This is a genomic window from Embleya sp. NPDC059237, from assembly GCF_042754105.1.
Lineage (GTDB): Bacteria > Actinomycetota > Actinomycetes > Streptomycetales > Streptomycetaceae > Embleya.
Map to the genome: position 1 here is coordinate 1,011,725 of NZ_JBHZAE010000001.1, position 24,690 is coordinate 1,036,414.

General features: G+C 70.2%; 20 protein-coding genes. 8 read left to right on the plus strand and 12 right to left on the minus strand.

Going from position 1 to position 24,690, the window contains the following annotated elements; all coding sequences use genetic code 11:
• Positions 1-11: 11 nt before the first annotated feature.
• Complete coding sequence (locus ACFXKZ_RS04520; protein ID WP_379996291.1) at positions 12-1,898, minus strand: serine/threonine protein kinase; 1,887 nt, start codon at positions 1,896-1,898, stop codon at positions 12-14.
• Positions 1,899-1,979: 81 nt separating this feature from the next.
• Complete coding sequence (locus ACFXKZ_RS04525) at positions 1,980-2,501, minus strand: hypothetical protein (protein ID WP_379996293.1); 522 nt, start codon at positions 2,499-2,501, stop codon at positions 1,980-1,982.
• A 69-nt stretch (positions 2,502-2,570) separates the two neighbouring features.
• Between ACFXKZ_RS04525 and ACFXKZ_RS04530 the strand changes: the two genes are divergently transcribed.
• Positions 2,571-3,110 (plus strand): hypothetical protein, encoded by a 540-nt coding sequence (locus tag ACFXKZ_RS04530; RefSeq protein ID WP_379996296.1) that lies wholly within the window; start codon positions 2,571-2,573, stop codon positions 3,108-3,110.
• On the opposite strand, the gene ACFXKZ_RS04535 is transcribed toward ACFXKZ_RS04530, so the two are convergent.
• Together ACFXKZ_RS04535 and ACFXKZ_RS04540 are read right to left on the minus strand one after the other, a co-directional pair.
• Positions 3,072-4,634, minus strand: a complete 1,563-nt coding sequence (locus ACFXKZ_RS04535; RefSeq protein ID WP_379996298.1) for an MDR family MFS transporter — start codon at positions 4,632-4,634, stop codon at positions 3,072-3,074. The two genes, ACFXKZ_RS04530 and ACFXKZ_RS04535, sit on opposite strands and share 39 nt — an antisense overlap.
• Positions 4,635-4,716: 82 nt before the next feature.
• Positions 4,717-5,211 carry a hypothetical protein gene (locus ACFXKZ_RS04540; protein ID WP_379996300.1) on the minus strand — a complete coding sequence of 165 codons (495 nt, stop codon included), beginning with the start codon at positions 5,209-5,211 and terminating at the stop codon, positions 4,717-4,719.
• Positions 5,212-5,453: 242 nt separating this feature from the next.
• Between ACFXKZ_RS04540 and ACFXKZ_RS04545 the strand changes: the two genes are divergently transcribed.
• The 3 genes from ACFXKZ_RS04545 (at position 5,454) to ACFXKZ_RS04555 (ending at position 9,530) form a co-directional block, all read left to right on the plus strand.
• The gene (locus ACFXKZ_RS04545; RefSeq protein ID WP_078974902.1) at positions 5,454-5,876 is read left to right on the plus strand and encodes an ATP-binding protein; all 423 of its coding nucleotides are present in this window, start codon (positions 5,454-5,456) and stop codon (positions 5,874-5,876) included.
• A 761-nt stretch (positions 5,877-6,637) separates the two neighbouring features.
• The gene (locus tag ACFXKZ_RS04550; RefSeq protein ID WP_379996303.1) at positions 6,638-8,551 is read left to right on the plus strand and encodes an IucA/IucC family protein; all 1,914 of its coding nucleotides are present in this window, start codon (positions 6,638-6,640) and stop codon (positions 8,549-8,551) included.
• Between the two features lie 34 nt (positions 8,552-8,585).
• Positions 8,586-9,530: a hypothetical protein gene (locus tag ACFXKZ_RS04555; RefSeq protein WP_379996305.1), complete on the plus strand. Its 945-nt coding sequence runs from the start codon at positions 8,586-8,588 to the stop codon at positions 9,528-9,530.
• 139 nt (positions 9,531-9,669) lie between these two features.
• On the opposite strand, the gene ACFXKZ_RS04560 is transcribed toward ACFXKZ_RS04555, so the two are convergent.
• Positions 9,670-10,875 (minus strand): DUF4073 domain-containing protein, encoded by a 1,206-nt coding sequence (locus ACFXKZ_RS04560; protein ID WP_379996308.1) that lies wholly within the window; start codon positions 10,873-10,875, stop codon positions 9,670-9,672.
• A 339-nt stretch (positions 10,876-11,214) separates the two neighbouring features.
• Here ACFXKZ_RS04560 and ACFXKZ_RS04565 point away from each other — a divergent pair, with 339 nt between their 5' ends.
• Positions 11,215-12,000, plus strand: coding sequence for a hypothetical protein (locus tag ACFXKZ_RS04565; protein WP_379996310.1), 786 nt, complete (start codon positions 11,215-11,217; stop codon positions 11,998-12,000).
• Between the two features lie 38 nt (positions 12,001-12,038).
• Here ACFXKZ_RS04565 and ACFXKZ_RS04570 read toward each other — a convergent pair whose 3' ends face one another.
• The 5 genes from ACFXKZ_RS04570 to ACFXKZ_RS04590 form a co-directional block, all read right to left on the minus strand.
• A complete protein-coding gene (locus ACFXKZ_RS04570) occupies positions 12,039-12,593 on the minus strand; it encodes a methylated-DNA--[protein]-cysteine S-methyltransferase (RefSeq protein WP_379996313.1) in 555 nt (184 codons plus the stop codon).
• Positions 12,590-14,050 carry an AlkA N-terminal domain-containing protein gene (locus ACFXKZ_RS04575; protein WP_379997296.1) on the minus strand — a complete coding sequence of 487 codons (1,461 nt, stop codon included), beginning with the start codon at positions 14,048-14,050 and terminating at the stop codon, positions 12,590-12,592. The genes ACFXKZ_RS04570 and ACFXKZ_RS04575 overlap by 4 nt, the downstream gene beginning before the upstream one ends.
• An 87-nt stretch (positions 14,051-14,137) precedes the next feature.
• Positions 14,138-15,508 carry a DUF2252 domain-containing protein gene (locus ACFXKZ_RS04580; protein WP_379996315.1) on the minus strand — a complete coding sequence of 457 codons (1,371 nt, stop codon included), beginning with the start codon at positions 15,506-15,508 and terminating at the stop codon, positions 14,138-14,140.
• Positions 15,509-15,689: 181 nt separating this feature from the next.
• Entirely contained in the window at positions 15,690-16,787 is a 1,098-nt protein-coding gene (locus ACFXKZ_RS04585) for a hypothetical protein (protein ID WP_379996317.1), read from the minus strand.
• Between the two features lie 89 nt (positions 16,788-16,876).
• Positions 16,877-17,386 (minus strand): SigE family RNA polymerase sigma factor, encoded by a 510-nt coding sequence (locus ACFXKZ_RS04590; RefSeq protein ID WP_379996319.1) that lies wholly within the window; start codon positions 17,384-17,386, stop codon positions 16,877-16,879.
• A gap of 167 nt (positions 17,387-17,553) precedes the next feature.
• Here ACFXKZ_RS04590 and ACFXKZ_RS04595 point away from each other — a divergent pair, with 167 nt between their 5' ends.
• Positions 17,554-18,726: a PLP-dependent cysteine synthase family protein gene (locus tag ACFXKZ_RS04595; protein ID WP_379996321.1), complete on the plus strand. Its 1,173-nt coding sequence runs from the start codon at positions 17,554-17,556 to the stop codon at positions 18,724-18,726.
• Positions 18,727-18,775: 49 nt separating this feature from the next.
• Positions 18,776-19,150: a PH domain-containing protein gene (locus tag ACFXKZ_RS04600; protein WP_379996323.1), complete on the plus strand. Its 375-nt coding sequence runs from the start codon at positions 18,776-18,778 to the stop codon at positions 19,148-19,150.
• A 9-nt stretch (positions 19,151-19,159) separates the two neighbouring features.
• On the opposite strand, the gene ACFXKZ_RS04605 is transcribed toward ACFXKZ_RS04600, so the two are convergent.
• Positions 19,160-20,185: a Gfo/Idh/MocA family protein gene (locus tag ACFXKZ_RS04605; RefSeq protein ID WP_379996325.1), complete on the minus strand. Its 1,026-nt coding sequence runs from the start codon at positions 20,183-20,185 to the stop codon at positions 19,160-19,162.
• Positions 20,186-20,538: 353 nt separating this feature from the next.
• Here ACFXKZ_RS04605 and acnA point away from each other — a divergent pair, with 353 nt between their 5' ends.
• Positions 20,539-23,256 carry an aconitate hydratase AcnA gene (gene acnA / locus ACFXKZ_RS04610; RefSeq protein ID WP_379996327.1) on the plus strand — a complete coding sequence of 906 codons (2,718 nt, stop codon included), beginning with the start codon at positions 20,539-20,541 and terminating at the stop codon, positions 23,254-23,256.
• Positions 23,257-23,690: 434 nt separating this feature from the next.
• Here the strand turns inward: acnA and ACFXKZ_RS04615 are convergent, their stop codons facing one another.
• A complete protein-coding gene (locus ACFXKZ_RS04615; protein ID WP_379996329.1) occupies positions 23,691-24,689 on the minus strand; it encodes an asparaginase in 999 nt (332 codons plus the stop codon).
• Position 24,690: the final 1 nt, after the last annotated feature.

A 24,690-nucleotide genomic window follows, 5' to 3' on the forward strand; every position in this document is an offset into this window, starting at 1 on the left:
GGGACCGCCGGTCACCCCTGGGCGCCCGAGTAGCCCGAGAAGTCGAAGGACGCGGCGATGCGATCGGCCGTCGCGTCCAACCTCGGCGGCATCGCAAAGGTCTCGATCGAGAGCTTCGTGACCGGCAACCACCACACGCGTGGGTGATAGGAGGAGCCGTTGTCGCAACCGGCCGTCCAGCGCCGATAGTCGGCGGACTTGTTCCCGACCGGGCGCAGACCTCGTTCCACGATCGCCGAGGACGTGGTCAACGCGCTGCCGTGAGGGATGGTGCCGCGGCACCACGCGTCGCCCTGCCAGACCCACCCAGAGCCGGATTCGAGATCCAGTGCCCGCCCCCATTCGTCACCGGGCGGGTCCGGCAGGCGGATCTCCACGCCGTCCACCGCGCACCCGTCGTTGGGGCGACCCAGAAGCGCGGTGGGCGGCAACACGCACACCACGTTCGGGCCGTCCGCGCCCTGTTCGACGGTCCAGCCCGCAGGCACGGCGAAGGTGATGCCCTGGAGGCTGTGCCGCGTCTCTCCGCCGGAGTTCGGCGGGGCTGCCGTGGCGCGGGTCCCGGCGGTCGGGGGCACGACCGTGGCGGTGGGGGCGGTACCGCCGGGGGTGCCGTCGCCCGGTGACACGCGTCCTGCGGCGGAGGGCCGGGTCGAGGGGGTGCCCGTGGTCGGCGGGTCGGTCCGATGGGCGGCGGGGGAGTCGTCGTGGACAAGCCTGGGCACGGCCACCGCCGTGCCCACGGCCAGCAGGCAGGCCACGACGGCGGCCGCGATCGGACCCGCGCGACCACGCCTGCGGGGTTCGGCGGAGGGCACCGCCCAGGGTGAGGACGTGTAGGTCGGTACGTGGCTCGGCGGCGGTGCGGGGACGACCAGGTCGTGCGCCGGGCGCGCGGGCAGCGGGTGGGTGACCGACGGGCGCGAGTCGTCGGCAGGGGGAGCGGGGTGGGGCGGGGCGGCGGCGGGCAGGGGAGCCGGCATGGGCGGCCCGGACGGCGCGGGGGTGGGTAAGGAGCCGGCAGGGGCTTGGTGCGCGGGAAGCATCGTGGTGACGGCTTCGGGGAGCCATGTGTCCGGGGCCGGGTGCGCGTCCACGCCGAGTGCTTGGAGGTAGGCCAGTACCTGTGTGGCGGGTGGGCGGTCCTCGGGATCCTTGGCCAGACAGGACTGGATCAGGCCCCGGAGTTCGCGCGGTACACCGTCCAGATCCGGCTCGCCGTGCACGACGCGGTACACCACGGCCTCCACACGGCCGCCTCCGAAGGGTGGTCGGCCGGTCGAGGCGTAGGCCAGGACACCGCCGAGCGCGAACACGTCCCCCGCGGGCCCCACTTCGATGTCCAGCGCCTGCTCGGGGGCGAGATAGCCGGGGGAGCCGATGGTGCTGCCGGTGCGGGTCAGCGCGGTCTGCTCGCCGATCCGCGAGATGCCGAAGTCGATCACGCGCGGGCCGTCCTCGGCCAACAGCACGTTGGACGGCTTCAGGTCCCGATGCACCACCCCCGCGGTATGCAGCGCGGCCAAAGCCTCGGCGAGGCCGCCGGCCAACACCCGCACGGCCTCGACGGGCAGCGGCCCCTGCTCGACCACTGCCGCGTGCAACGACGGCCCGGGTATGTAGGCGGTGGTCAGCCACGGCTCGTCGGCGTCGGCGTCGGCGTCCAGCACGGGTGCGGTGAAGAAGCCCTGCACCCGGCGGGCGACGTCGATCTCGCGCCGGAACCTGGCCCGGAAGTCGGGATCCTGGGCCAACTCGGCGTGAATCACCTTCACCGCGACGGGCCGCCCACCGGGCGATCGGCCCAGATAGACCCGCCCCATACCGCCGGCGCCGAGTCGGCCATGGATCGCATAGGGCCCGATCCGCGTCGGATCGCCGGCCTGGAGCTCGCGCATCGATTCCCCCTGAGTCGATGGGTGTCCCTGCCCCCGCGATGCCGACTCCCCCGGCGGCCACCTGCCCGGCGGCGACCGCCGTCAGCGCGGCACGTGCGTCACGAGGTCGAGCAGATCCTGCCAGCGCATGACCGCCTGCGGGTCCCGAATCCGCAACGCGACGGCGGCGCGGGTGAGATGCTCCCGGGCCCGGCCGAGTGCGGGCACGGGATCGTCGGCATGCCCGGATTCGGCGTCGGACCCCGACTCCCACTCTCCGGCAGCGGGTTCGGCGGTGTCCCATGCGGCGCGGAACACGGCCGCTATGGTGTCGGGCTCCAACCGACCATCGTCCTGCAACGATTCGCCGACCCGCCGAAACGCGGCGAGGAACGCGGCGGCCGACGGCTCCGGAGTCGCCGACAGCGCCTGGATCAGGTCCGCGGCGTCGGCCGGCGTCGGGCAGGTCGGGAGGCGTGGCCCGGCCACCCAGTACACCTGCTTGTGCGGCATTCCGGACTCGATCACCAACCGCCCGGCGATCGCGCCGACCCGGTCGGCGTAACCCCGGATCCGGAAACGTGCGCCATTGTCGTCCTGGCGCCACAGCTCCCACTCGTTCATACGACACAGTGTCCCTTGTTCGAGTGATCGCAGGGCGCGGCAACGCGACACTCCGCTCCAATACATCGCATGACGACGATGACCGTGACGGCCGCCGAGCAGGTTCGGGACACCGACCGAGTGCCTTCGCCGCATCCCGAGTTGGAGGCCGCGGTCGACGCGGCGCTCGAACGGTTGATGCGCGCCGGATACACGCGCTCCACGTCCCCGTTGCCGCGCCGTACCGCCTTCGAGGCCCGTGCGACCACCGAGCCGGAGGCGTGGGCGCGTTGGTGGCGCCGGTTCGAACCGGCGCCAGAGCGGCACGACCTACCGGCCATACGCGGCATGATCCTGGGCCTGATGGCCGGCTACGGCCTGTCCCGGCTGATCGAGGGTGTTCCCGAACGCAGCCTCACCCGACGCGTGTGCGACGTGGTGGCGGTGCTGCATCGACTGAAGGAGCGGGGCCACCACGAACTGGTCCCGGACCTGGCCGGACTCGCATTGCGCCGACTGGAGACCGACGAGGCGCTCGCCGCCAACCCCAACCACTGGGCCTGGGACGCGGCGGAGGACCTGCGCGATATGTCAGCCGGCCTCGGAGAGCTTGCGCTCGGTGTCCGCTGACGCGGCCGTCAGATGCTTCGGTCCCCGGCGCAGCGGGATCTCCCGCAGCAGCAGTGCGAGTACGAAGCCGAGCACCGCGATCGGGATCGCGGCGAGGAACACCGCGTCCAGAGCGTCCGCGAATCCGGCCAGTGTCGCCTCCCGTTGCCCCGCCGGCAACGCGTCGATCGCCTGCCGCGTCACGCCCATGCCGCTCTCGCCGGCCCCACCCGCGACGGCGCCGTCGGCGAGCCCGTGTGCGAACACCGCTCCGAGCATGGCCGCGCCCAGCGCCGAACCGATCGAGCGCGCGAACGAGTTGAGGCCGGTGGCCACGCCGATGTCGGCTTGGTCGACCGAGTTCTGCACCGCGAGTGTGGTGACCGGTCCGATCGTGCCGAGACCGAATCCCAGCACCATCAGTCCGATCAGCAGATGCGGGTACGGGCTGTCGGTGCCGAGCAGTGACAACACCGCGAGCCCGGCCGCGGCGAGCAGGGTGCCGATCAGAGGAAAACGCTTGTACTTGCCGATCCGCGAGATCAACCGACCCGTCAGGGTCGAACAGACCATCATCGAGAGCATCATCGGCGCGAGCAGCAGCCCCGACTCGGTGGGCCCGTGACCGCGCACGATCTGCTGGTAGATCGGCAGGAAGGTGCTCATCCCGATGGTCAGGCACCCGGTGACCATGGTCAGGGGGCATGCGACGCGCACGATCGTATTGCGCGAGAGCAGCCGTAGGGGGATCAACGGATCGACTGCGCGCCGCTCGACCAGGACGAATGCCGCAAGCATGGCGACCGCAGTGCCGGCCAAGACCAGGCTCGGCGCGGAGATCCAGGCGTACTGCGTTCCGCCCCAACTGGTGAACAGGATCAGGGCGCTGGTCCCGCAGGTGAGCAGCGCGAGCCCGTACCGGTCGAACGGACGCTTGGTATACGCCTTGCGCGGCAGCCTGAGCACCACCGACGTGACCATCAGAGCCACCGCGCCCAGTGGGATGTTCACATAGAACACCCATCGCCACGACAGCGCTTCGGTGAAGAAGCCGCCGATCAGGGGCCCACACACGGTCGAGAAGGCGACCGTGGACGCGATGAACCCCTGGTAGCGACCGCGCTCCGCAGGTGGCACCAGATCGCCGATGATGGCCTGCGCGTTGCTCATGAGCCCGCCGGCGCCGAGCCCCTGGATCACCCGGAAGGCGATCAGGGTCCCCATCGACTGGGCGATTCCGCACAACATCGAGCCCGCGAGGAAGACCACGATGGCGAACTGGAAGAGCCGCTTGCGGCCGTGTACGTCACCGAGCTTGCCGTACAGCGGGATCGAGACGGCGGTGGCGAGGGTGTACGCGGTGGTCACCCACGCCAGATGTTCGAGCCCGCCGAGGTCGGCGACTATCGTCGGCATCGCCGTCGAAACGATGGTCGCGTCGAGCGATGCCAGCATGACGCCGAGCATCAACCCGCAAAAGACCAGCAAGATCTGGCGATGCGTCAGAGTGGGTGGGGCGGCGGTACCCGCCCCCGAATCCTTCACATCGCTAAAAGCTAGGCTGGGTAATGAACCATGTCAATGATCATCCCGGCCCGGGCCTGCGATGTGCCTCGATGCGGCCCGCCTACGCGGCACCGCTGCGCAGCAGGGCCACCACTCCTTCGACGCCCTCGCTGCGCAGTCGCTCCACCACGCGTACGCCCTCGAGGCGGGTCTTCATGTCCTGCGGGGTCAGGCCTCGCTCCAGGCACGCGGCCGCGAGCTTGTACTCGGTGGGCAGGATGCCGGCGGTCAGCCAGGCCAACACCTGGGCCGCCGTCAGGTCCAGCTGGGTCCAACTCGTCGCCATCGCGTGGCGTTGCTCGGGCGTGGTTCGGGGGTCGATCTGCTTGATCACCCGACCGATGTCGAGTACGCGCGTAGCGTCGCGATTGGGAGCCGCGGTGGGCGCCGGCGCCGGGATGACCGCGCGCGGCACCGACTGCGCCTGACGGCGCTGCTGCGGGGGCTGGTGTTGTCGATTGGACCGGGTCGGCGTTTCCGAACTGCGCCGACGAGGCCGCCGACCGTCGAGGAGATTGGCCAGCATGGCCTGTTCGACGGCATCGAGATCTTCCACCACAGGTAGTCACCCTTCTGGAATCCGCACCGTGCACAATCCGGTCATTCGCGAAGGAATGCCGTTGTTCGGCGCTCACAATCACACGCCGGGAGGGACGTGGACTGCGATGGTCTTGCCCATGTCGACCTTCGCTCACACACGCGACCGATCATCGAATCGTAGCGATATGACGAATCGTCAACCGTGCGCCCGCAAGCGCGCCGGTCAGTACGCTGAGGCGCGGTGCCGAAAGGGGTGACATGGGAACGGGATACGAGCGATCCTGCTGGTTCACCCTGCCCGCCCAACCCGCCTCCGTCGCACAGGCCCGGCGTGCCCTCGCCGACCATCTGACCTACTGGGGACTGCCCTACGGGCACGACTTGGGCTACGCCCTAAAGTTGGTCGCCTCCGAACTGATCACCAATTCCGTCGAACACGCGGCCGTACTGTCGCCGGAGGTCTCGGTGACGTGCACCGTGCACGACGGCTGGCTGTGGCTGGGTGTTCGCGACCGCCATCCCTACCGTCCGGTCGCCCTGTTGGAAACGGTCGACGACACGTCGGGCCGCGGCCTGTTGATCGTCCGCAACATCGTCACCGAACTCGCCGGTCAGATTCACATCGAGGCCCACCCGGACGGCAAGACGCTGTGGGTGATACTGCCGTGGCCGGTCGCCTGATCCCCTTCCCGGCAGGCGCGGGCATACCGCGCCCACGGTGAGCGCGTGCGGTCGAACTCGTCGTAAGCGCACGTGAGATCGGCCGAGGTGGACGGTGACGGAGCCCCTGCGGGTGCGGGCTCCCGTGCGGACGCGCGGAACGGATCGTGAGATTCCTTCGCATGCGACCCTCGGCGCCCGCGGGACAAGGGCATTCGTATCGTAACCGCATGACGGCGATGCGTAATGGCGATCGGCGGATCACGCGATCGTCGCAGGGATATCCTCCACAAGTGCCCCGAGGCGTCCCGAAGTGGTGCAAGCTCCTTGTGGAAGTGAGTGGTGTGCCGCGTGGCTTCCCCTCGTCCGTCCCGATCGCCACCGGCGGATGGGCGGATCCGCCCCAGGCCCACCGGCATGTTCACGGGCCGGCGCGGGCGGACGGAAAACCGGCTCGGAAACGCCTGTTCCGGCCGTCGACGTCACTGTTACCGGGAGGTTCGTATCGTGCGGAGGAGTCCTCCGAACCGCTCGGTGACGACGTTTCGGGTGGTGGTTCGCATTCGCCGTCGATGCCGTGCCCGACGGTGTCGCGGATCATGACGAGGGGTCGCCATCGCGCAAAGCCCGCACACGCGGGCCTGTTGCGGGACATGATTCTGATAACCAACGGATTGCCGTACGGTGAACGTCCCTCGGAGCGGTGGCGAATGGACCGCGTCCACGATCCGAACCGTAGTCCGACCCACGGCCGTGCAGACCAGGGGAGGTACGTACCGCACATGTCGACATCCGCGGAGGCGCTTCCGGAGCCGGCGCGACCGGGCAGCCCTCGAAAGCCCACCCCGGGGCCCGCCGGCGACGAACCCTCGCCGGCGCGTGACCATCCGGCCCACGTCGAACCCGAACACCCGCGCACCGGTGCGGTACTCGGCGCCGCGCGGCACTCCGGCCCCGGTGACCGAGTCTCGACCGATCCGCTGCTCGATCCCGTGCCGGCGCGCGCCGCCGATCACGCGGCCATCGAAAATCTGCTGCGCTGCCGCATCCGCGAGAGCGGAACGGTGGTACCGGCGGACGGCCCGTTACGGCTTCCGTTGCCCGCGACCGCCAGCACCGTCGTCGCGCCGATCCTGTATCGATCCGAGACGGGCATGCACCGATTCGGACCGGTCCGACTGAGCAGCGGCGTCGCACTGGACGCCACCACGCTCGCGGTCCTGCTCGCGATCGAGGCCGCGCACGGTCGCGTCGGCTCGATCACCGCGATCGCCGACATGACGGACCGGGTCATCGACTCGACCCGGCGGATCGCACACCACCTTTCCGAGCGTCGCAAGTCGCCCGAGGACGTTGCCGGGAACACACCGTTCCTGAGCACCGAGCAGTCGATCGTGCTCGGTCACCCGATGCACCCCTCGCCGGCATCCCGGCAGGGCATGTACGGACCGTCTTCGCCGCGTTACTCGCCGGAACTCCGCGGCTCGTTCCCGTTGCACTGGTTTGCCGTCGACCCCTCGGTCGCGGTTCACGACGGCGACCTGGGGCGGCCTGTGCCGGTCGTCCTCGCCGGCCTCGCCGAGGGCGACGTGAACCTGCCTCCGGGCATGGTCGCGTTGCCGGCGCACCCGTGGCAGGCCCGGGACGTGCTCGCCCGTCCGGGCATCGCGGCCCTCCTGGATCGCGGCCTGCTGCGCGACCTGGGGCCCGGCGGCCCCGCCTGGTCGGCGACATCCTCGCTGCGCACGGTGTACCGCTCCGGCGCGCCTGTGATGCTCAAGACCTCGCTCGGCGTCGAGATCACCAACTCCCGGCGCGAGAACCACCGCAGTGAACTGCGCCGCGGTCTCGCGGTGCACCGGATGCTCGACGCCGGCCTCAAGCGGGTCATGCATTCTGCCCATCCCGGCTTCGACGTGCTGCGCGACCTGGGCTGGATCGCCGTCGACATCCCGGGCGGGCGTGGCGAGTCGGGGCTCGAACTCGTGGTGCGGGACAACCCGTTCGGCGCGCGCGATCGCGTGCACTGCATCGCGGGCCTGGCTGCTCCGCGCCCGGACCTGGCGCGGAGCAGGTCGATGCTCGCCGATGTGCTGTACACGCTCGCCGCGCGCACCGCGACACCGCTGCGGGAGACCGCGGAGTCGTGGTTTCGGCGCTATCTGGACGTGTTGGTCGCGCCGATCCTGTGGTTGCACGGTGAATACGGCCTGGGCCTGGAGGCGCATCAGCAGAACACGATGGTCGTGCTGGACACCGACGGCCGCCCTATCGGCGGTCGCTATCGGGGCAACCAGGGTTACTACTTTTCCGCCGAACGGGGCGCTCGTCTGGCGCGTTGGCTCCCAGGCGCGGGTCGGGATCTGGGCACGTGGTGTCCCGATCATGTGATCGACGAACGGCTCGGCTACTACCTGGCGATCAACAACGTGCTCGGTCTGGTGGGTGCGATGGGTGCGCAAGGACTGGCGGACGAACAGGCGTTGATCGCGATCTTCCGCGACCGACTGGTGCGCACCCGCACCGATCATCCGGCCGGACGCCCGCTGGTGGACCGCCTCCTCGACGGTGCCACACTGCGGTGCAAAGCCAACCTGCTCACCCGCGTCGCGGGTCTCGACGAACTCGAAGTCCCGTTGGAGACCCAGTCCGTCTACGTCGACATCCCCAACCCGATCGCGGGCGTACGCGGCTGAGAGGTTCTCGTACCACCACAGAGGAGACGGCACGGTGCGCGCGAACGTCACGGTCCTGGCGCTGCACCGGCACGAAGGCGAACCACTCGAGTACGAGGACGCGGTCTGGATCGGTGACGGCGCCGGCCGGGGGTTTTTGACCCCGGCCGGGCCCGCCTGCAGAAGAGCCCGGGTGGACCGACCCGGCGCACTGCGCGTCGCGCTCGCGGACGGCGCCGCGGAGAGCCTGCTCGCACGGCGCTGGGCCGAACTCCTGGTCCGCGCCTGCGGGGCGGCGCCCACACCGCTGCTGTGCGGAGGCACGGGCTTCGCGGACGTGTTGGCGCGGGCGGCGGACCGATGGCCCGATCTGACCAGGCGCTACCTGGTCGAGCGGGACCGGCGCGGGATGCCGGTACAGCCGTACGAACTCCGCAAGTTGACCCGTGGGGCACACGCGTCCGCAGTCCTCGCCGCACACCTCGCGCCGCACCCGTGGCTGTCGGGGCGGGGCCAGTGGGCCGCGGCCGTGCTCGGCGACGCGTACCTTTTCCAGGTCCGCGGTGACCGTCTCTGGCGTGTGTTCCCGACCTCTCGGCGGGTGGATGTCGCGACCAGCAACGGCGCGGATCCTGCGGCGGTCGCCCGACGGGTGCGATGCGCGCGGGGCACCTGGACCGACCGCGACCTGCTGTACGTCGCCAACGACACGGCGGGCGCGTGGTTCCTGCGCACGGCGCTGGCGGGCGGCCGGCCGTGGGAGGAACTGCGGGAACCCGCGGCAAGCGGCCCTTCGGAACTTGCCCGATGGGTGGCCGCGCGCCGGCGGGCGGGTGTGCTCGCCGACGGCGACCTCACCCTCGTGCGGGTCGATTCCACGATCGGGCCGCCTCGGCTGCCGGCGACCTCGACCTCCGACGCGGAGCCGGCTCTCGCGGCGGAAGTCCTGCCCGCGCCGCCCGGTTCGACAACGGCCGGACCTCGAGCCGGGGCCCGGTAGCGCTCGCGTGCGCTCGACCCGCCGCGCACAGCACGTGGCCCGCGCCGTCGTCGCGCCGCTGTTCGCGAATTCGACGGTACGGATGGGGGTGGGACCGCCCGAGGCACGGTTCCACCCCCATCGGCTCGGTCGCAGCTGATCAGCAGGCGCCCTGGTCCTCCCACACGCCCCACGGGCCGGTCGTGCCCGGCGTCTCGCCGCGCGTCCACCACTTGGCACGCCAGGTGCGGGTGTTCCACACCACGGTGTCGCCGTTGTTGTACGTCATCGACTCCGTCCACGGCTTGGCCGCCGCGCACTTGGTGTGGAGCTGGACGTTCAGCTCCTTGATCCACTGGTTGCGCCGGAAGTCGCGTGCCTTGATCGTCACCCGGTCGTTCGCGACCTCGACCTGAAGCCCGCTGTTCTCCAGCCCGTCCAGCGCGTTCTCGCCGCCGGAGCCGTTGTCGGTCCACTGGGTCTGCACGGCGCCGGTGTTGACGACCGTGAAGCCTTCGAGGTTGCCGGTCCCCGGCACGACCTTGCGCACGGCCCAGTCGGACAGGTTCAGATCCCAGTGCGTGTGGGACGTGAACAGCACGGCGTCCTTGTGGGCGCCCAGGATGTTCATGAGCCGGTCGGCCTGGAGGTAGTCCGACTTGTAGAGCTTGTTGCGCGTGCCCGACACCGTGTCCGGAAGGACGTGGTGCGAGAACACGAACGTGGGCTTGCCCTGTGCCTCCCAGTAGTTCATCCGCTGCTCGAGCCAGGTCAGCTGCTCTTCGCTGAACCACACCTCGTCCCACTTGGACGGGTCGCTGTACTTCATGTACTTCTCGGTGCCGAGGAACAACATCGGCACACCGTCGACGACGCGCTCGTAGTAGACCTTGTCGAGGCCGGTGAAGTCGTAGAAGTTCTGAAACAGCGACTGCTCGGTCGTGCCGTTCGGCCAGGTCTCTTGGCACAGCTTGTCCGGGTTGCAGTACTTGGGCACGTAGAACTCGTGGTTGCCGATCGTGAAGTACGTGTTCGCCGGGTGCGGGCGCGAGTTCAGGACCTGCTTCACCTGGTCGTACTCGGCCTTGTAGCCACGCGGCGTGATGTCGCCGTTGACCACGAGCGCGCGGCTGTCGGGGTTGACGACCTTCATCTGGTCGAGCGCCCGGCCGAAGTCCGCCAGGTCGCCCTGTACGTCGCTGACGACGTTGAAGGACACCTTGGCGGGCGCGGCGGGGGCCGCGCTCGTGGGGGCGGCCGCGCGGGGGGTGGGGCGGCTCTCGGCGTACGCGGCGCTCGCGCCCGCAGTGAGGGCGAGCGCGGCGCACACGGCGGCGATGCGCCGGTGCTTGCGGATGTCGGGCATGGCGATCCTCGGGACAGGAGGCAGTGGGGACGCGCCCATCACACCGGTTGGGGCCGGCCGTTGGGCGGCCCTCGATGATCATGAAGATGTCGAGCAGCTGAAGATCATCCGCGAATCCGGCAAAGTGTGCCTCAAGTTGTCCACAAGTGCCCGGTTGTCCACAGCTCCCGTCGCCGGCAGCACGCGGCCGGCCGCACGGACCAGGATCCGGGAATGGAAGAGGCCCTACGAGTCCTGCGGGAGCTGGCATGGCAGTACGACGGAGTGGTGACACGGGAACGAGCGACATCCGCCGGAGTATCCGGACAGGTGTGGCGAAGGCTCGTGAACGCTGGGAAGGTGCGCGAGATCGCACGCGGCGTGGGGCACGTCGATGCCGATCGATGTCTGCTCTCCTCGCGCGGGCTGTTGCGTGCCGGGCTCGCGGCGTATGGAGAGCGGGCCGTCGCCGTATTGCACAGTGCGGCCCGTATGCACGGGATGCGTGGCGTGCCACACGAGGCATGTGTGCACGTGGCGACGCCCGATACCGCCTCGCGTCGTGGTGGTCCGGGGATCGTGGCGTATCGCCGTCGGCTGCGAGCCGACGAGACCGTGACGGTGGACGGCCTGCCGGTGACGACGCCGGTGCGCACGCTCGCCGACCTCGTCCCGAGGTTGTCGCCCGAGGAAGGTCTCGCGGTGCTCGACTCGGCGCTGCACCTGGGACTGGTGGAGGAGGCGGACCTCGTGGGGATCGAGCGGGTGTCGGCGGGCCGTCCCGGCGCGGGCCGAGTGCGACCACTGCTCGCGATCGCGGACGGGCGAGCCGAGAGCCCGTTGGAGTCGCGGGTACGGCTCGACTGCGTGCGCGGCGGGGTCGCGCCGGACGAGTTGCAGCACGAGGTCGCCCTGCCCGGCGGCGGTCGGGCCCGGGTGGACCTCGCGTGGCTCACCGGCTTGCGGCCCGTCTTCGCAGAGGCGGACGGGATGGACGTGCACTCGCGGCCCGACGCGCTGTTTCGCGATCGGGCCAGGGCCAACGAACTCGCTCTCGTGGGCGCCCTGGTGCTGCGTTTCACCTGGCACGACACGCTCCGCCGGGGACAGGTGGCCGCGCTCGTGCGGCGAGCCTTCCAGTCGTGAGTCCCGTGGCAGCGGTGGTGTCGTCGAAGGCGGCCTCGCTATCCCGTGACGCGGACGTTCTCCAGGGCCAACAGGCGTTGCTTGCGCGGCAGTCCGCCGGCGTAGCCGGTCAACGTGCCGTTCGCGCCGATCACCCGGTGACACGGGATGATGATGCTGATCGGGTTGCGACCGTTGGCGAGCCCGACCGCTCGGGAGGCGGTCGGTTGGCCGAGGAACCTCGTCGCCAGGCCGCCGTAGGACATGGTGTGCCCGAACGGGATGGTGGTCAGGGCCGACCAGACCTTGAGCTGGAAGGCCGTGCCGACCGGCGCCAACGGCAGGTCGAACTCGCGCAGTTCGCCGGCGAAGTAAGCGCTCAACTGCGCCTTCGTCTCACCGAACGCACCGGGATCGTGTACCCAGTCCGCTTGTGGCGTCGCGCCCATGAACAGGGCGGTGAGCGAGCGGCCGTCGCCGATCATGAGCAGCTCGCCGACGGGGGAGTCCATCGTCGCGTATCGACGAGGGCCGTCGAGGGGGGTATTGAACACGGCGGGAGGCACGTTGGGGTCGGGCGCTTCGACGGCCTCGAACAGGGCGTCCTGGTTCATGCGACTTCCTTCACCGAGACGGTGGACGTTGCGGACAGGCTCGCCCACAGGTGGTGCAGTGCGTACGAGCGCCACGGGGACCACGACTGCGCCGCCGAGATCGAGAGGTTCAAGCCCGCGAGCGCGTGCTTGACGCCCAGATCCGTCGGCAGGAACACGTCCGGATCGCCGAGTGCCCGCAGTCGAATGTACGACGCCGTCCAGGGGCCGATGCCCGGAAGGGCCAACAAAGCAGCCTCGGCGGCCCGACGATCGACCCCCGGGTCGAGGCGAACGGCGCCGGACGCGAGTGCGCCGGTGAGCGCGAAGAGCGCCTTCTTACGCGCGTTGGGCATCGGCAGATCGGCCGGATCCGCGTCCGCCAGCGCGGCGGCCGTCGGGAAGGCGTGAGTGAGTGTGCCCTGAGGTGCGGGCAGCGGCTTGCCGTACAGGGACGTCAGCCGACCCGCGATCGTGCGCGCGCCCGCGACGGAGACCTGCTGGCCGAGCACCGCCCGCACGGCGAGTTCGTCGGGGTCCACATGGCCTGGCGAGCGCAGCCCGGGCGTGGCCCGCACCAAGGCGGCCAGCGCGCCGTCGGCGAGTTCGGCGTTGCCCAGTGCCTCGTCCACCGCGAGCGGGTCCGCGTCCAGGTCGAGCAGGCGGCGGCAGCGCTGCACGGCGGCGCCCAGGTCGCGCAGATCGGCCAGGACCAGACGGCACCACACCCAGGAGGGGCCGGGGGAGAGTTCGACCACCCCGGTGCCGTGCGGGAGAGACAGCACCCTGCGGTAGACGCCGTGCGCGTACTCCTCGATGCCGGGCACCGCCCGCAGACCCAGGAAGTCGAGCGCGTGTGCGAGTGCGATCGGCTCCCGGTAGGGCAGGCGCAGCCGGATCTCGCCGGGCTCGACGCCTCGCGCGCCGGCGCGCCCGCGCACCTCCGTCGGAGTACGCCCGAACACTTCGCGCACCGTGTCGTTGAACTGGCGCACGCTCGCGAAGCCGGCCGCGAACGCGACCTGTGCGATCTGGAGATCGGAGGTCTCCAACAGGACCCTGGCCGTTTGCGCCCGCCGGGCCCGGGCCAGCGCGAGGGGACCCGCGCCGACCTCGGCCATCAGCAGGCGGTTCAGTTGGCGGTCGCTGTAGCCGAGGCGGCCCGCCAGGCCGCCCACGCCCTCGCGGTCCACGACGCCGTCCGCGATCAGGCGCATCGCCCGGCCGACCACGTCGGCGCGCACGTCCCACTCCGGCGATCCCGGCGAGGTATCCGGACGGCAGCGCTTGCACGCCCGGAAACCCGCCGCCTGCGCGGCCGCCGCGGAGGGGTAGAACCTCGCGTTCTCCCGCTTCGGCTTGACCGCGGGGCAACTCGGCCGGCAGTAGATGTCGGTGCTTGTGACCGCCATGTAGAACCAGCCGTCGAACCGACTGTCTCGGCTGCTGCACGCTCGGTAGCACTGCTCGTCGTCCATCACGTCGACCAGTGTCACCCGCTCCCGGCCCGGGGGCCGGCGGGAATCGGACGCCGGCGTGGCGCCCCTCCGGGCCTCGAGGCGGGGCTACAAACCCCGGATCAGACCGTTGCGGAAGAGGTCCACGAAGATCGCGTGGTCGGCCCGGGCGCGTGCGCCATAGGCGTGTGCGAAGTCCACCAGCGACGTGATGAAGCCATCCTCGTCGCGCTCGATCGCCGTGCGGATGGCGTCCTCGGTCGAGAAGGGTACGAGCGTGTGACCACTCTCCTCGTCCGCGACGGCGTGCATCGTCGCGGTGGCGCGGCCCAGGTACTCCACGACCTCCGTGATCGTGTCCACCTCGTTGAGGTCGGACCAGTCGAGGTCGTTCGCGTAGGGCGAGACCTCGGCGACCAGTTGCCCGATCCCGTCGATGTCGGTGTAGCCGAGCCACGGGTCCGCGTGCGCCTGCAGGGCGCGCTGGGAGATGACCGTGCGGTGTCCCTCGTGCTCGAAGTAGGAGCGCACCTGGGGGTCGGTGACGTGATGGCTGACCGAAGGCGTCTGGCCCTGCTTCATGTACAGGATCACGTCGTTCTCCAGCGCCTCCGTGTTCCCCTCGATCAGCAGGTTGTACGAGGGCAGACCGGCGCTGCCTATGCCGACTCCGCGCCGACCCACGACGTCCTTGACCTCGTAGGTGTCCGGCCGCTGCCGGGTCGCGGGGGGCAGTGTGTCGAGGTAGCGACGGAATGCCTCCAGGACCGTCGCCTTGACGTCGTCCGGCAGCTCGAACGCGCCGCCCGACAAGGCGAACCGCCGTTCGTGGTCGGCCACGACCGTCTCCGAGCGCAACAATTCGATGCGGGTCTGCAGGCGGGCCCGGCGCAGGACCTCCAGCAGCGGACCCTCGGTCGTCGCCAGGGTCAGCGCGGAGTCCTGGGGCGTGGTCTTGTCGGTCAGCAGGCGAAGCTGGTCGAGGTAGGCCGCGCCGTAGGCGGCGACCAGGGACGCGATGGTGTCGTCGCTCAGCGCCTTGCCGTGCCCGATCAGCGCGAGGCTGGCGGCGAACCGCTTGACGTCCCAGGTCCAGGGGCCGACGTACGCCTCGTCGAAGTCGTTGACGTTGAACACGAGCTTGCCGTCCGCGTTCATGTACGTGCCGAAGTTCTCCGCGTGCAGGTCGCCGTGGATCCACACCCGCGAGGTGCGCTCGTCGAGGAAGGGATCCTCGCGGCCGTCCAAGTCGGCGTAGAACAGGCAGGCCGTGCCCCGGTAGAACGCGAATGCCGAGGCGGCCATCTTGCGGAACTTCACCCGGAACGCCGCCGGGTCGCCGTCGATCAGCGCGCCGAAGGCACGGTCGAAGACCTGCAGGATGTGTCGGGCACGCTCCTCGGCGTCCGTCGGGCCGTACTGCGCGTAGCCACCCTCGAACCCCACGCCGCCCAGACCGATACCTATGCCCCCGGTCATCGCGACCGCCTCTCTCGAGAATCCGCGGGGTCGGCAGGACCCCGCGTCAGGATCCCAGACGTCCGGCTGCGGGCGGCATCGAGCCCCCGAAGCGTGAGGGGGAGTCAGAGGCGCTCGGGGGCTCGACGTCCGGCGCCTGCCCGGACACCGCCGGGTCATGCCCGACAGGCGGCGGAGATCTTCAGCCGCTGTTTCCGGGGCCGGGGGTCGACGTGCTGGGAGATGCGGTCCCCGGCGCAGTGCCGCGGGTGTGTTCCGACCATGTTCCCGCGAACGGTTCCGCAGGCGGAACGGCCTTCCCACTGCTGCCCGTCGGACCGGACGGCGCGTTCGCCGGCGGCAGCTGCGGCTCGTACTTCGCGTCCGAGGAAGAAGCGCGGACGAATACCGGCAGGGCGCTGTCGGCGATCTTGTTGATCTCGGGTGGGATCCATACCCTCCAGACCGGATCGAGCGCGAATCCGCGCAACGCGTCCATCTGGAAGATCGGCGTCTCCCGGCTGACGGGGCCCTTCTCCTCGCGGGAGGCGATCTCCCTGATCTCGACCACGACGCCGTCGGGGCGCTCGACGCGCACGGACCAGTCCTTCGGTCCTCTTCCCGACGGACCGGCCTTGCCGTCGGCACGGTTTGCCGGGGTGTCCGCCGACGCGGGGTAGACCCAGTCCTGACGCTCGACCACGCGGGTGCCGTTCCCCATCTTGCGGTCCGTGCACGTGGCCTTGGTGCTGCCGTCCTGCGGCGGACAGTGGACCTCGTCGGATTTCTCGGCGTCCTGCCGTACCGTCACCGAGAACAAGGTGGGGCCGGACGAGTCGTCGAGGACCAACGACACCGACGCGCCCGCGCTGCGTATGCCCGCGGACGTTTTGACTGTTTGATCCGACCCGGTGACTCCGGAGCGCACGAGGCCCTGCGGCGCACGCTGCAGGAGGTTTTGCAGCAGCACCGGCGGCAGGACGGGCACCAGGCCGGTGGGTGCGGACAGGGTCGGCCCGGGTTTGGGTGCCGTCGCGGTCGGTGGGGCGGGGATCTCCGTCGCGATGCCGGCCGGGCCCGTGACATGCCGGTCGCCACCGTTGTCCCCGCCGGAGACGGCGAGGACGGTCGTGCCCGCCACGGCGAGCACCGCCGCGGCGGACGCGCCCACCTGGAGACGGCGGACCAGCTTCATCCGTCTGCCTCGGGCGATGCCGCCCGCGACCAATCCCGTCGGGGGCACCAGCCCCGACGCCGACGTCCGCATCGCGGCCGCCAGTTCCTTTTCCTCGGACCCCATAGACGTACCGTCTCCTCGCCATCCGTATGAACCCGGGTCGTCTCGTTCACCAGCCGTACGGCCGTGCCGGCGGTGCACTCGTCGACCCCTCATGCGGCGGAAAGCCAGCCGGACTCGCTCCCGAGCAGGCTCCGCAATTTCTCCAGCGCCCGCATGGACCTACTGCGCACGGCTCCCTCGGACACGCCCATCTGCCGTGCCGTCTGCTCCACGCTCAGGTCCTCCCAATAGCGCAGGACCAACACCGCCCGGTCCTTGGGCGGCAGTTCGGCCAGGCTCTTCAGGAGGGTCAGCCGCAACGCCTGGTCCTGCTCGGGACCGGCACCCTCCGGCAGGTCCGCGTACGGCTGCTCGGTGCTGCTCAGCCTGCGCCGGTGGGACAGATACGTGCGCGTGAGCACGGTGCGCGCGTATGCCTCCGGGCTGTCGGCCCGGCTGACCCGCTTCCATGCTCGGTACAGCTTGCCCAGCGTCGTTTGCACGAGGTCCTCGGCGAGATGCCAATCGCCACACAGGAGCCACGCCGTCCGGAACAGCCGACCGCTGCACGCGTTGGCGAACTCCAGGAAATCGGCCGGCTCAGCGTCGAAGCCCGCCATAGGCCCTCCTCGTCCCTACGCGCCCTCGCGCGTACCCACCCCATAGACGCGGCGGCCCCCCCGACACGTCACACGTTCCGGCCGAGAATACGTATGCGCAGCTCATAGGCCTTTCAGGGGGTTGGTCCCGCAGATGGCGGGTCGGCCCGTAGCCTGGGCGGCGATCGATGACCATCGATCCCACAGCCCTCGTCATCCACGCCCGGCACGGGGGACAGGAACCAGCCAGGGGAGTCGACGTGACGCCGGTGGGCAACGATGTGGACCGTTTCAGCGCGAAGACCCGGGACTGGGTGGACGAGGCGATCCGCAAGGTGAGCGCCGACGCGAACCGCTCCGCCGACACCCACCTGCTCGCCTATCCGCTGCCCACCGAGTGGGGCATCGACCTCTACCTCAAGGACGAGTCCACCCACCCCACGGGCTCGCTCAAGCACCGCCTCGCACGATCGTTGTTCCTCTACGCCCTGTGCAACGGGTGGATCGAGGAGGGCACCACCGTGATCGAGGCCTCCTCGGGCTCCACCGCCGTCTCGGAGGCGTACTTCGCCAACCAGATCGGCCTGCCCTTCGTCGCGGTCATGCCCGCCACGACCAGCCCCGAGAAGATCGAGCTGATCGAGTTCCACGGCGGACGATGTCACCTCGTCGACGACGCCGCCACGGTCTACGACGTCTCGCGCTCGCTCGCGGCGGAGACCGGCGGCCACTTCATGGACCAGTTCACCTACGCCGAGCGCGCCACCGACTGGCGAGGCAACAACAACATCGCCGAGTCGGTGTTCGAGCAGATGTCGGAGGAGCGGCACCCCATTCCCGAGTGGATCGTCGTCGGCGCCGGCACCGGGGGTACCAGCGCGACGATGGGCCGCTACGTGCGCTATCGCCGACACCACTCCAAGATCTGCGTCGTGGACCCCGAGAACTCGGCCTTCTTCGAGGGGTGGCGCACGCACGACCCCGCGTACGCCGAGGCGTGCTCGTCGCGGATCGAGGGCATCGGCAGGCCGCGGGTCGAGGCCAGCTTCATGCCGAACATCGTCGACCGCATGATCAAGGTCCCCGACGCCGCGTCGGTGGCGGCGATGCGCGAACTGCACCGCCGCACCGGCCACAAGGCCGGCGGTTCGACCGGCACCAACCTCTGGGGCGCGCTGCGCCTGGTCGCCGAGATGCGCGCCGCGGGGCGTACCGGCTCGATCGTGACGCTGTTGTGCGACGGCGGCCAGCGCTATGCGCACTCGTACTACTCGGACGAGTGGTTGGCCCGCCAGGAGTTGGATCTCACTCCATACGAGGCAACCTTGACCCACTTCCACGACACGGGCGAATGGCGCTGATCGGGCGGCCTTAGGCTGGGTGTCGCAGGTCCACCGGGAGGAGCACGGGATGAGCGGGGCGGGAAACGTCGTCTTCGACAAGCGTGAGCAGTTGGAGAAGATCCAGAGCGGTCTGCTCCCGGGCGAGCAGATCATCGCGGTCTACGACGCGAAGGGTGTCGGCACCGGGTTCATCGGCCTGACCGATCGGCGCGCGATCATCCAGGACAACAGCTTCGTGGGCAAGAAAATCGCGATCACCTCGCTGCCCTACTCGAAGATCAGCAGCGTCAGCATGGTCTCCAACAAGAGCTTCACCGGCTCCTACCTGAGCTCCAGCGAGATTGCGATCCACGTCGGCACGCAGACCTACAGCGTGGAGTTCCGCAGCGACGACAAGGGCCGGCACGTGCACGACGTCATCCTGCACTACATCATGCATTGAGCCGCTCGCTCAGCGTGTGGCGGTGGCCTCCCCACGCAGGGGCAGGCCGGCCGCGCGGTAGATCGCGTCCATGATGCGCAGGGTGGGTACCGCGTCGGCCGCGGGCGTCAGGGTCGGCCGGCCGAGTCGGATCGCGTCCGCGAACGCCTGGAGTTGCAGGCGGTAGGTCGGCGTCCTCGCGGCCTCGCCCAGGTGTTCGTGCCGCCGGCGCTTGCCCACGCTCACGGTGAACCGGTGCGGCAGGTGCGGCATCAGGTAGTTGAATACGCGCATCTCGCCGCGCGTGCCCACCACGTGCGCGCGCATGTCGAGCAGGCGTCGCGACCACATCGACGCGTGCACCGCGCCCAGGACACCGCCCGGCAGTCGCAGCCGGGCCGACATCGCGCGGTCCACTCGGCGGTCGCGGGGTACGGTGAGCGCCCGCGCGCCCAGGACCTCGATCGGGTCGCCGTCGTCGTCGCCCGCCAGCACCCGCATCAGGTGTACGGCGTAGCATCCGGCGTCCATCAGCGATCCGCCCGCGAGGTCGTAGCGGTAGCGGATGTCGCCCGGCAGCGGCAGCGGGAAGCACATCGAGGTGTCGATCCGGCGGATCTCGCCCAGTTCGCCGTCGTCGACGATCTCCCGCATCCGCCCCGCGAGCGGGTGGTAGCGGTAGTGGAATGCCTCCATCGCGACCAGGCCCGCACGCTCCGCGGCGTCGGCGATCTCCCGCGCCTCGGCCTCGTTGGCGGCCATCGGCTTCTCGCACAGCACGTGCTTGCCGGCCGCCAGCGCCCGGGTCGTCCAGTGCGCGTGCAGTCCGTTGGGCAACGGGATGTAGACCGCGTCCAGTTCGGGATCCGCGATCAGATCGGCGTAGGTCGCGTGCACGCGCGGGATGCCCTGGCGCCGGGCGAAGGTGTCGGCGCGGGCCGGGTCGCGTGCGGCGATCGCGGCGACCCGTACCTCCGGGATCAGCCGCGCGGGCCTGACCAGCGCGGCCGGCGCGATGCGAGCCGCGCCCAGTATCCCGATCCGGATCCGCTTCATGGCGTCATTCCCCTCGTCGCCATCCCACCCGATGCGCCCATACCCCGGGCGTGTTCCCGAGGCCACGCTCCGGACCCACACGGTGGGCCGTACCGGACTCGCTGCCCCGCATGTTAGGGGCGCACGCGCGTGCGTGGGAGAGATCGTCGGGACGAATCCCGACCGACCTTTCGGCGCGCCGGAGACGGGTACCCGCACGGGGGAGTCGGCGCCTGGGCTAGACTTGTCTTGACATCAAGATATCTGCGGGGCGCAGACCCCGGCATCCCCTACTTAGGGTCACCTTGCTTGGCGAAGGTCGAGTGGGTGTCGGCAGGATGCGGGAGAAACGCACAAGATCAAGGGAGACCGTCGTGTCCGCGAACAGCTTCGACGCTCGCTCCACCCTGAACGTGGGTGACGAGTCGTACGAAATCTTCCGGCTGGACAAGGTGGAGGGCAGCAAGCGCCTCCCCTACAGCCTGAAGGTCCTGCTGGAGAACCTGCTCCGCACGGAGGACGGCGCGAACATCACCGCCGATCACATCCGCGCCCTGGGCGGCTGGGACGCGAAGGCCGAGCCGAGCGAGGAGATCCAGTTCACGCCGGCGCGCGTGATCATGCAGGACTTCACCGGTGTGCCGTGTGTGGTGGACCTCGCCACGATGCGCGAGGCCGTGAAGGCCCTCGGCGGCGACGCCTCCCGGATCAACCCGCTCGCGCCCGCCGAGATGGTCATCGACCACTCGGTCATCGCCGACGTGTTCAACCGTCCGGACGCGTTCGAGATCAACACCGACATCGAGTACGGCCGCAACAAGGAGCGCTACCAGTTCCTGCGCTGGGGCCAGACCGCGTTCGACGAGTTCAAGGTCGTACCCCCCGGCACCGGCATCGTGCACCAGGTCAACATCGAGCACCTGGCCCGCACGATCATGGTCCGCAACGGGCAGGCCTACCCCGACACCTGTGTCGGTACCGACTCGCACACCACCATGGTCAACGGCCTGGGCGTGCTCGGCTGGGGCGTCGGCGGCATCGAGGCCGAGGCCGCCATGCTCGGCCAGCCGGTCAGCATGCTGATCCCGCGCGTGGTCGGCTTCAAGCTCTCGGGCAAGGCGCAGCCGGGCGTCACCGCCACCGACGTGGTGCTGACCATCACCGACATGCTGCGCAAGCACGGCGTGGTGGGCAAGTTCGTCGAGTTCTACGGCGAGGGCGTCGGCGCGGTGCCGCTGGCCAACCGCGCCACCATCGGCAACATGTCGCCGGAGTTCGGCTCGACCTGCGCGATCTTCCCGATCGACGCCGAGACGATCACCTACCTGCGCCTGACCGGCCGCGACGACAAGCAGCTCGCGCTGGTCGAGGCGTACGCCAAGGCCCAGGGGCTGTGGCACGACCCGAGCCACGAGCCGGAGTACTCGGAGTACATCGAGCTCGACGTCTCCACCGTGGTGCCCTCCATCTCCGGCCCCAAGCGTCCGCAGGACCGGGTCGTGCTGGCCGAGGCCAAGTCCCGCTTCCGCGGCGCGCTGCCGGACTACGTCACCAACGGCGACGAGTCGGGCAAGGAGTCCTTCCCGGCCTCCGACGCCCCCACCGGTTCGAACGGTCGCGTGCACAACCCGACCAAGGTGGTCGGCGCGGACGGCGTCGAGTACGAGATCGACCACGGCGCGGTCGTGATCGCCTCGATCACCTCCTGCACCAACACCTCGAACCCGTCGGTGATGCTCGGCGCCGCGCTGCTCGCGAAGAAGGCCGTCGAGAAGGGCCTCACCCGCAAGCCGTGGGTCAAGACCACGCTCGCGCCCGGGTCCAAGGTCGTCATGGACTACTACGAGAAGGCGGGCCTGATCCCGTACCTGGAGAAGGTCGGCTTCTCGCTGGTCGGCTACGGGTGCGTGACCTGCATCGGCAACTCCGGCCCGCTGCCGGAGGAGGTCTCCAAGGCGGTCAACGACGCCGACCTCGCGGTCGTCTCGGTGCTCTCGGGCAACCGCAACTTCGAGGGTCGGATCAACCCCGACGTCAAGATGAACTACCTGGCCTCGCCGCCGCTGGTGATCGCGTACGCGCTCGCGGGTTCGATGGACATCGACATCACCACCGAGCCGCTGGGCCTGGACCCCGAGGGCAAGCCGGTCTACCTCGCGGACATCTGGCCGAGCGACGAGGAGATCGCCGAGGTCGTGGCCTCCTCCATCGACCAGGACATGTTCATCGACCGCTACGCCGACGTCTTCGCCGGCGACTCGCGCTGGCAGTCGCTGGAGATCCCGACGGGCGCCACCTTCGAGTGGGACCCGCAGTCCACCTACGTGCGCAAGCCCCCGTACTTCGAGGGCATGCAGATGCAGCCGGCGCCGGTGGTCGACATCGCGGGCGCGCGGGTGCTGGCCAAGCTCGGCGACTCGGTCACCACCGACCACATCTCGCCGGCGGGCTCGATCAAGGGCGACAGCCCGGCGGGCAAGTACCTGGCCGAGAACGGTGTCGAGCGCAAGGACTTCAACTCGTACGGCTCGCGCCGAGGCAACCACGAGGTGATGATCCGCGGCACGTTCGCGAACATCCGCCTGCGCAACCAGATTGCGCCGGGCACCGAGGGCGGCTTCACGCGTGACTTCACGCAGGCCGACGCCCCGGTCTCGACGATCTACGACGCGTCGGTGAACTACCAGGCCGCGGGAATCCCGTTGGTGGTGCTGGCGGGCAAGGAGTACGGCTCGGGCTCGTCTCGCGACTGGGCCGCCAAGGGCACCTCGCTGCTGGGTGTGCGTGCGGTGATCGCCGAGTCGTACGAGCGCATCCACCGTTCGAACCTGATCGGCATGGGCGTCATCCCGCTGCAGTTCCCGGCGGGCCAGAGCGCCGCGTCGCTGGGGCTCACCGGCGAGGAGACCTTCGCGTTCGAGGGCATCACCGAGCTGAACGAGGGCCGTACGCCCAAGACGGTCAAGGTCACCACCGACACCGGTGTCGCGTTCGACGCGGTCGTGCGCATCGACACCCCCGGTGAGGCGGACTACTACCGCAACGGCGGCATCATGCAATACGTGCTGCGTTCGCTGGTGAACAAGGGCTGATCGCACGTCGATCGAGGGCCGGGCACCGTTTCGCGGTCGCGGCCTCGCGGTGGTCACGCACCGGGCCGGGCTCCCTCGGGAGCCCGGCCCGGTGTTCGTGTTCCGCCGCGGTTTTGCCGGCGTTGTTCGGCGCGTCATCGGGGTCGCCCCGCATGCGTGATCGGCCTTCGCACCGGACCGCCCCGTCGCCGGCGGGCGGTCTCGGCGCGGGTGCCCCTGGCGGGTGCGCCCGCGTGCGCCTGCGCCGGCGGGCGCACCGGCCCTGCAGGCGCACGAGCGCTTGGCCGGGCTCACTGGCCTCGCAGGCCCAGGTGCACGAGCGCAGGCGCACCGGCACGAGCGTCAGGTGCCTGGGTGCAGGCACTGGCGCGGCCGGTTGGTTTCCCAACCGGCCGCACGGTCAGTGTTGCGTTCGGCCCATGTGGGCGACAGGACTACCGGGCCGGTTCACTCAAACGAGGGAAGGCGCGGATCGCGCCGACTACCTCGCCGGCGCCGTACACCGGCGACTGCGTGAACGGGGCGAGGGTTTGCTCGTCCGCGCCCATGTGCCACAGCAGGGCCGCGATCGCGACGATGTGCGCCCGCGTGGCCCCGTCCGCGATCTTGACCGCGGCGCCGCGGCCGTCCGGCAGGCCGACCGCGTACACCGCCTCCGCGCCGTCCTTGGCGAGCAGTCCCGGGATCGTCCGCATCAGGTCCGTCACGTCGCGACCGGTGCCCGCGACCCACTGCGGGTGCGCCCGCATCGCGTCCGCGATCCGCCGTTCGGGGGTGCCCTCGGCCGCCCCCGCGAAGCGCCCGAACGAGCGGGCCAGGCCGGCCAGCGAGATGGCGAACAGCGGCGCCCCGCAGCCGTCCACGCCGACCGCCGCGACCGGCTCGCCGGCGACGTCCTCCACCGCTCGGCGGACGGCCTTTTGCAGCGGGTGCTCCGGCGCCAGGTAGTCCTCGGTCGACCAGCCGTTGCGCACGCACGTGAGCAGCATCGCCGCGTGCTTGCCCGAGCAGTTCATTGCGATCCGCTCGGGACCGCGACCGTCCGCCAGCCACGCGTCGCGCTGCGCCGCGCCCAGGGGCAGGTCCGGTACACACCGCAGCGCGCTCTCCGACAGGCCCGCCCGGGCCAGGATGCGCCGGGTCCCCTCCAGGTGGAACGCCTCGCCGGAATGGCTCGCGCACGCGAGGGCGAGCAGTTCGCCGTCCAGGTCCAGTCCGTTGCGCAGCATCGCGAGGCCCTGGAACGGCTTGTTGGCCGAGCGCGGGAACATCGGCGCGTCGACCGCGCCGTGGCCCTCGACCACCGACCCGTCGGTGCCGGTCAGTACGGCCGTGCCGTGGTGTACCGATTCCAGGAAGCCGTTGCGCCACACACCGACCAGCGGTATGTGGGCGAAGGCGGCCTCGTCGCCGGAGCGGGCGGCCTGAGTCACG

Bases quoted from the DNA above. Each gene is read 5' to 3' on its own strand.
- ACFXKZ_RS04520 (WP_379996291.1), bottom strand. From the start codon at position 1,898: ATGCGCGAGCTCCAGGCCGGCGATCCGACGCGGATCGGGCCCTATGCG.
- ACFXKZ_RS04525 (WP_379996293.1), bottom strand. From the start codon at position 2,501: ATGAACGAGTGGGAGCTGTGGCGCCAGGACGACAATGGCGCACGTTTC.
- ACFXKZ_RS04530 (WP_379996296.1), top strand. From the start codon at position 2,571: ATGACGACGATGACCGTGACGGCCGCCGAGCAGGTTCGGGACACCGAC.
- ACFXKZ_RS04545 (WP_078974902.1), top strand. From the start codon at position 5,454: ATGGGAACGGGATACGAGCGATCCTGCTGGTTCACCCTGCCCGCCCAA.
- ACFXKZ_RS04550 (WP_379996303.1), top strand. From the start codon at position 6,638: ATGTCGACATCCGCGGAGGCGCTTCCGGAGCCGGCGCGACCGGGCAGC.
- ACFXKZ_RS04560 (WP_379996308.1), bottom strand. From the start codon at position 10,875: ATGCCCGACATCCGCAAGCACCGGCGCATCGCCGCCGTGTGCGCCGCG.
- ACFXKZ_RS04570 (WP_379996313.1), bottom strand. From the start codon at position 12,593: ATGAACCAGGACGCCCTGTTCGAGGCCGTCGAAGCGCCCGACCCCAAC.
- ACFXKZ_RS04575 (WP_379997296.1), bottom strand. From the start codon at position 14,050: ATGGACGACGAGCAGTGCTACCGAGCGTGCAGCAGCCGAGACAGTCGG.
- ACFXKZ_RS04580 (WP_379996315.1), bottom strand. From the start codon at position 15,508: ATGACCGGGGGCATAGGTATCGGTCTGGGCGGCGTGGGGTTCGAGGGT.
- ACFXKZ_RS04585 (WP_379996317.1), bottom strand. From the start codon at position 16,787: ATGGGGTCCGAGGAAAAGGAACTGGCGGCCGCGATGCGGACGTCGGCG.
- ACFXKZ_RS04590 (WP_379996319.1), bottom strand. From the start codon at position 17,386: ATGGCGGGCTTCGACGCTGAGCCGGCCGATTTCCTGGAGTTCGCCAAC.
- ACFXKZ_RS04595 (WP_379996321.1), top strand. From the start codon at position 17,554: ATGACCATCGATCCCACAGCCCTCGTCATCCACGCCCGGCACGGGGGA.
- ACFXKZ_RS04600 (WP_379996323.1), top strand. From the start codon at position 18,776: ATGAGCGGGGCGGGAAACGTCGTCTTCGACAAGCGTGAGCAGTTGGAG.
- ACFXKZ_RS04605 (WP_379996325.1), bottom strand. From the start codon at position 20,185: ATGAAGCGGATCCGGATCGGGATACTGGGCGCGGCTCGCATCGCGCCG.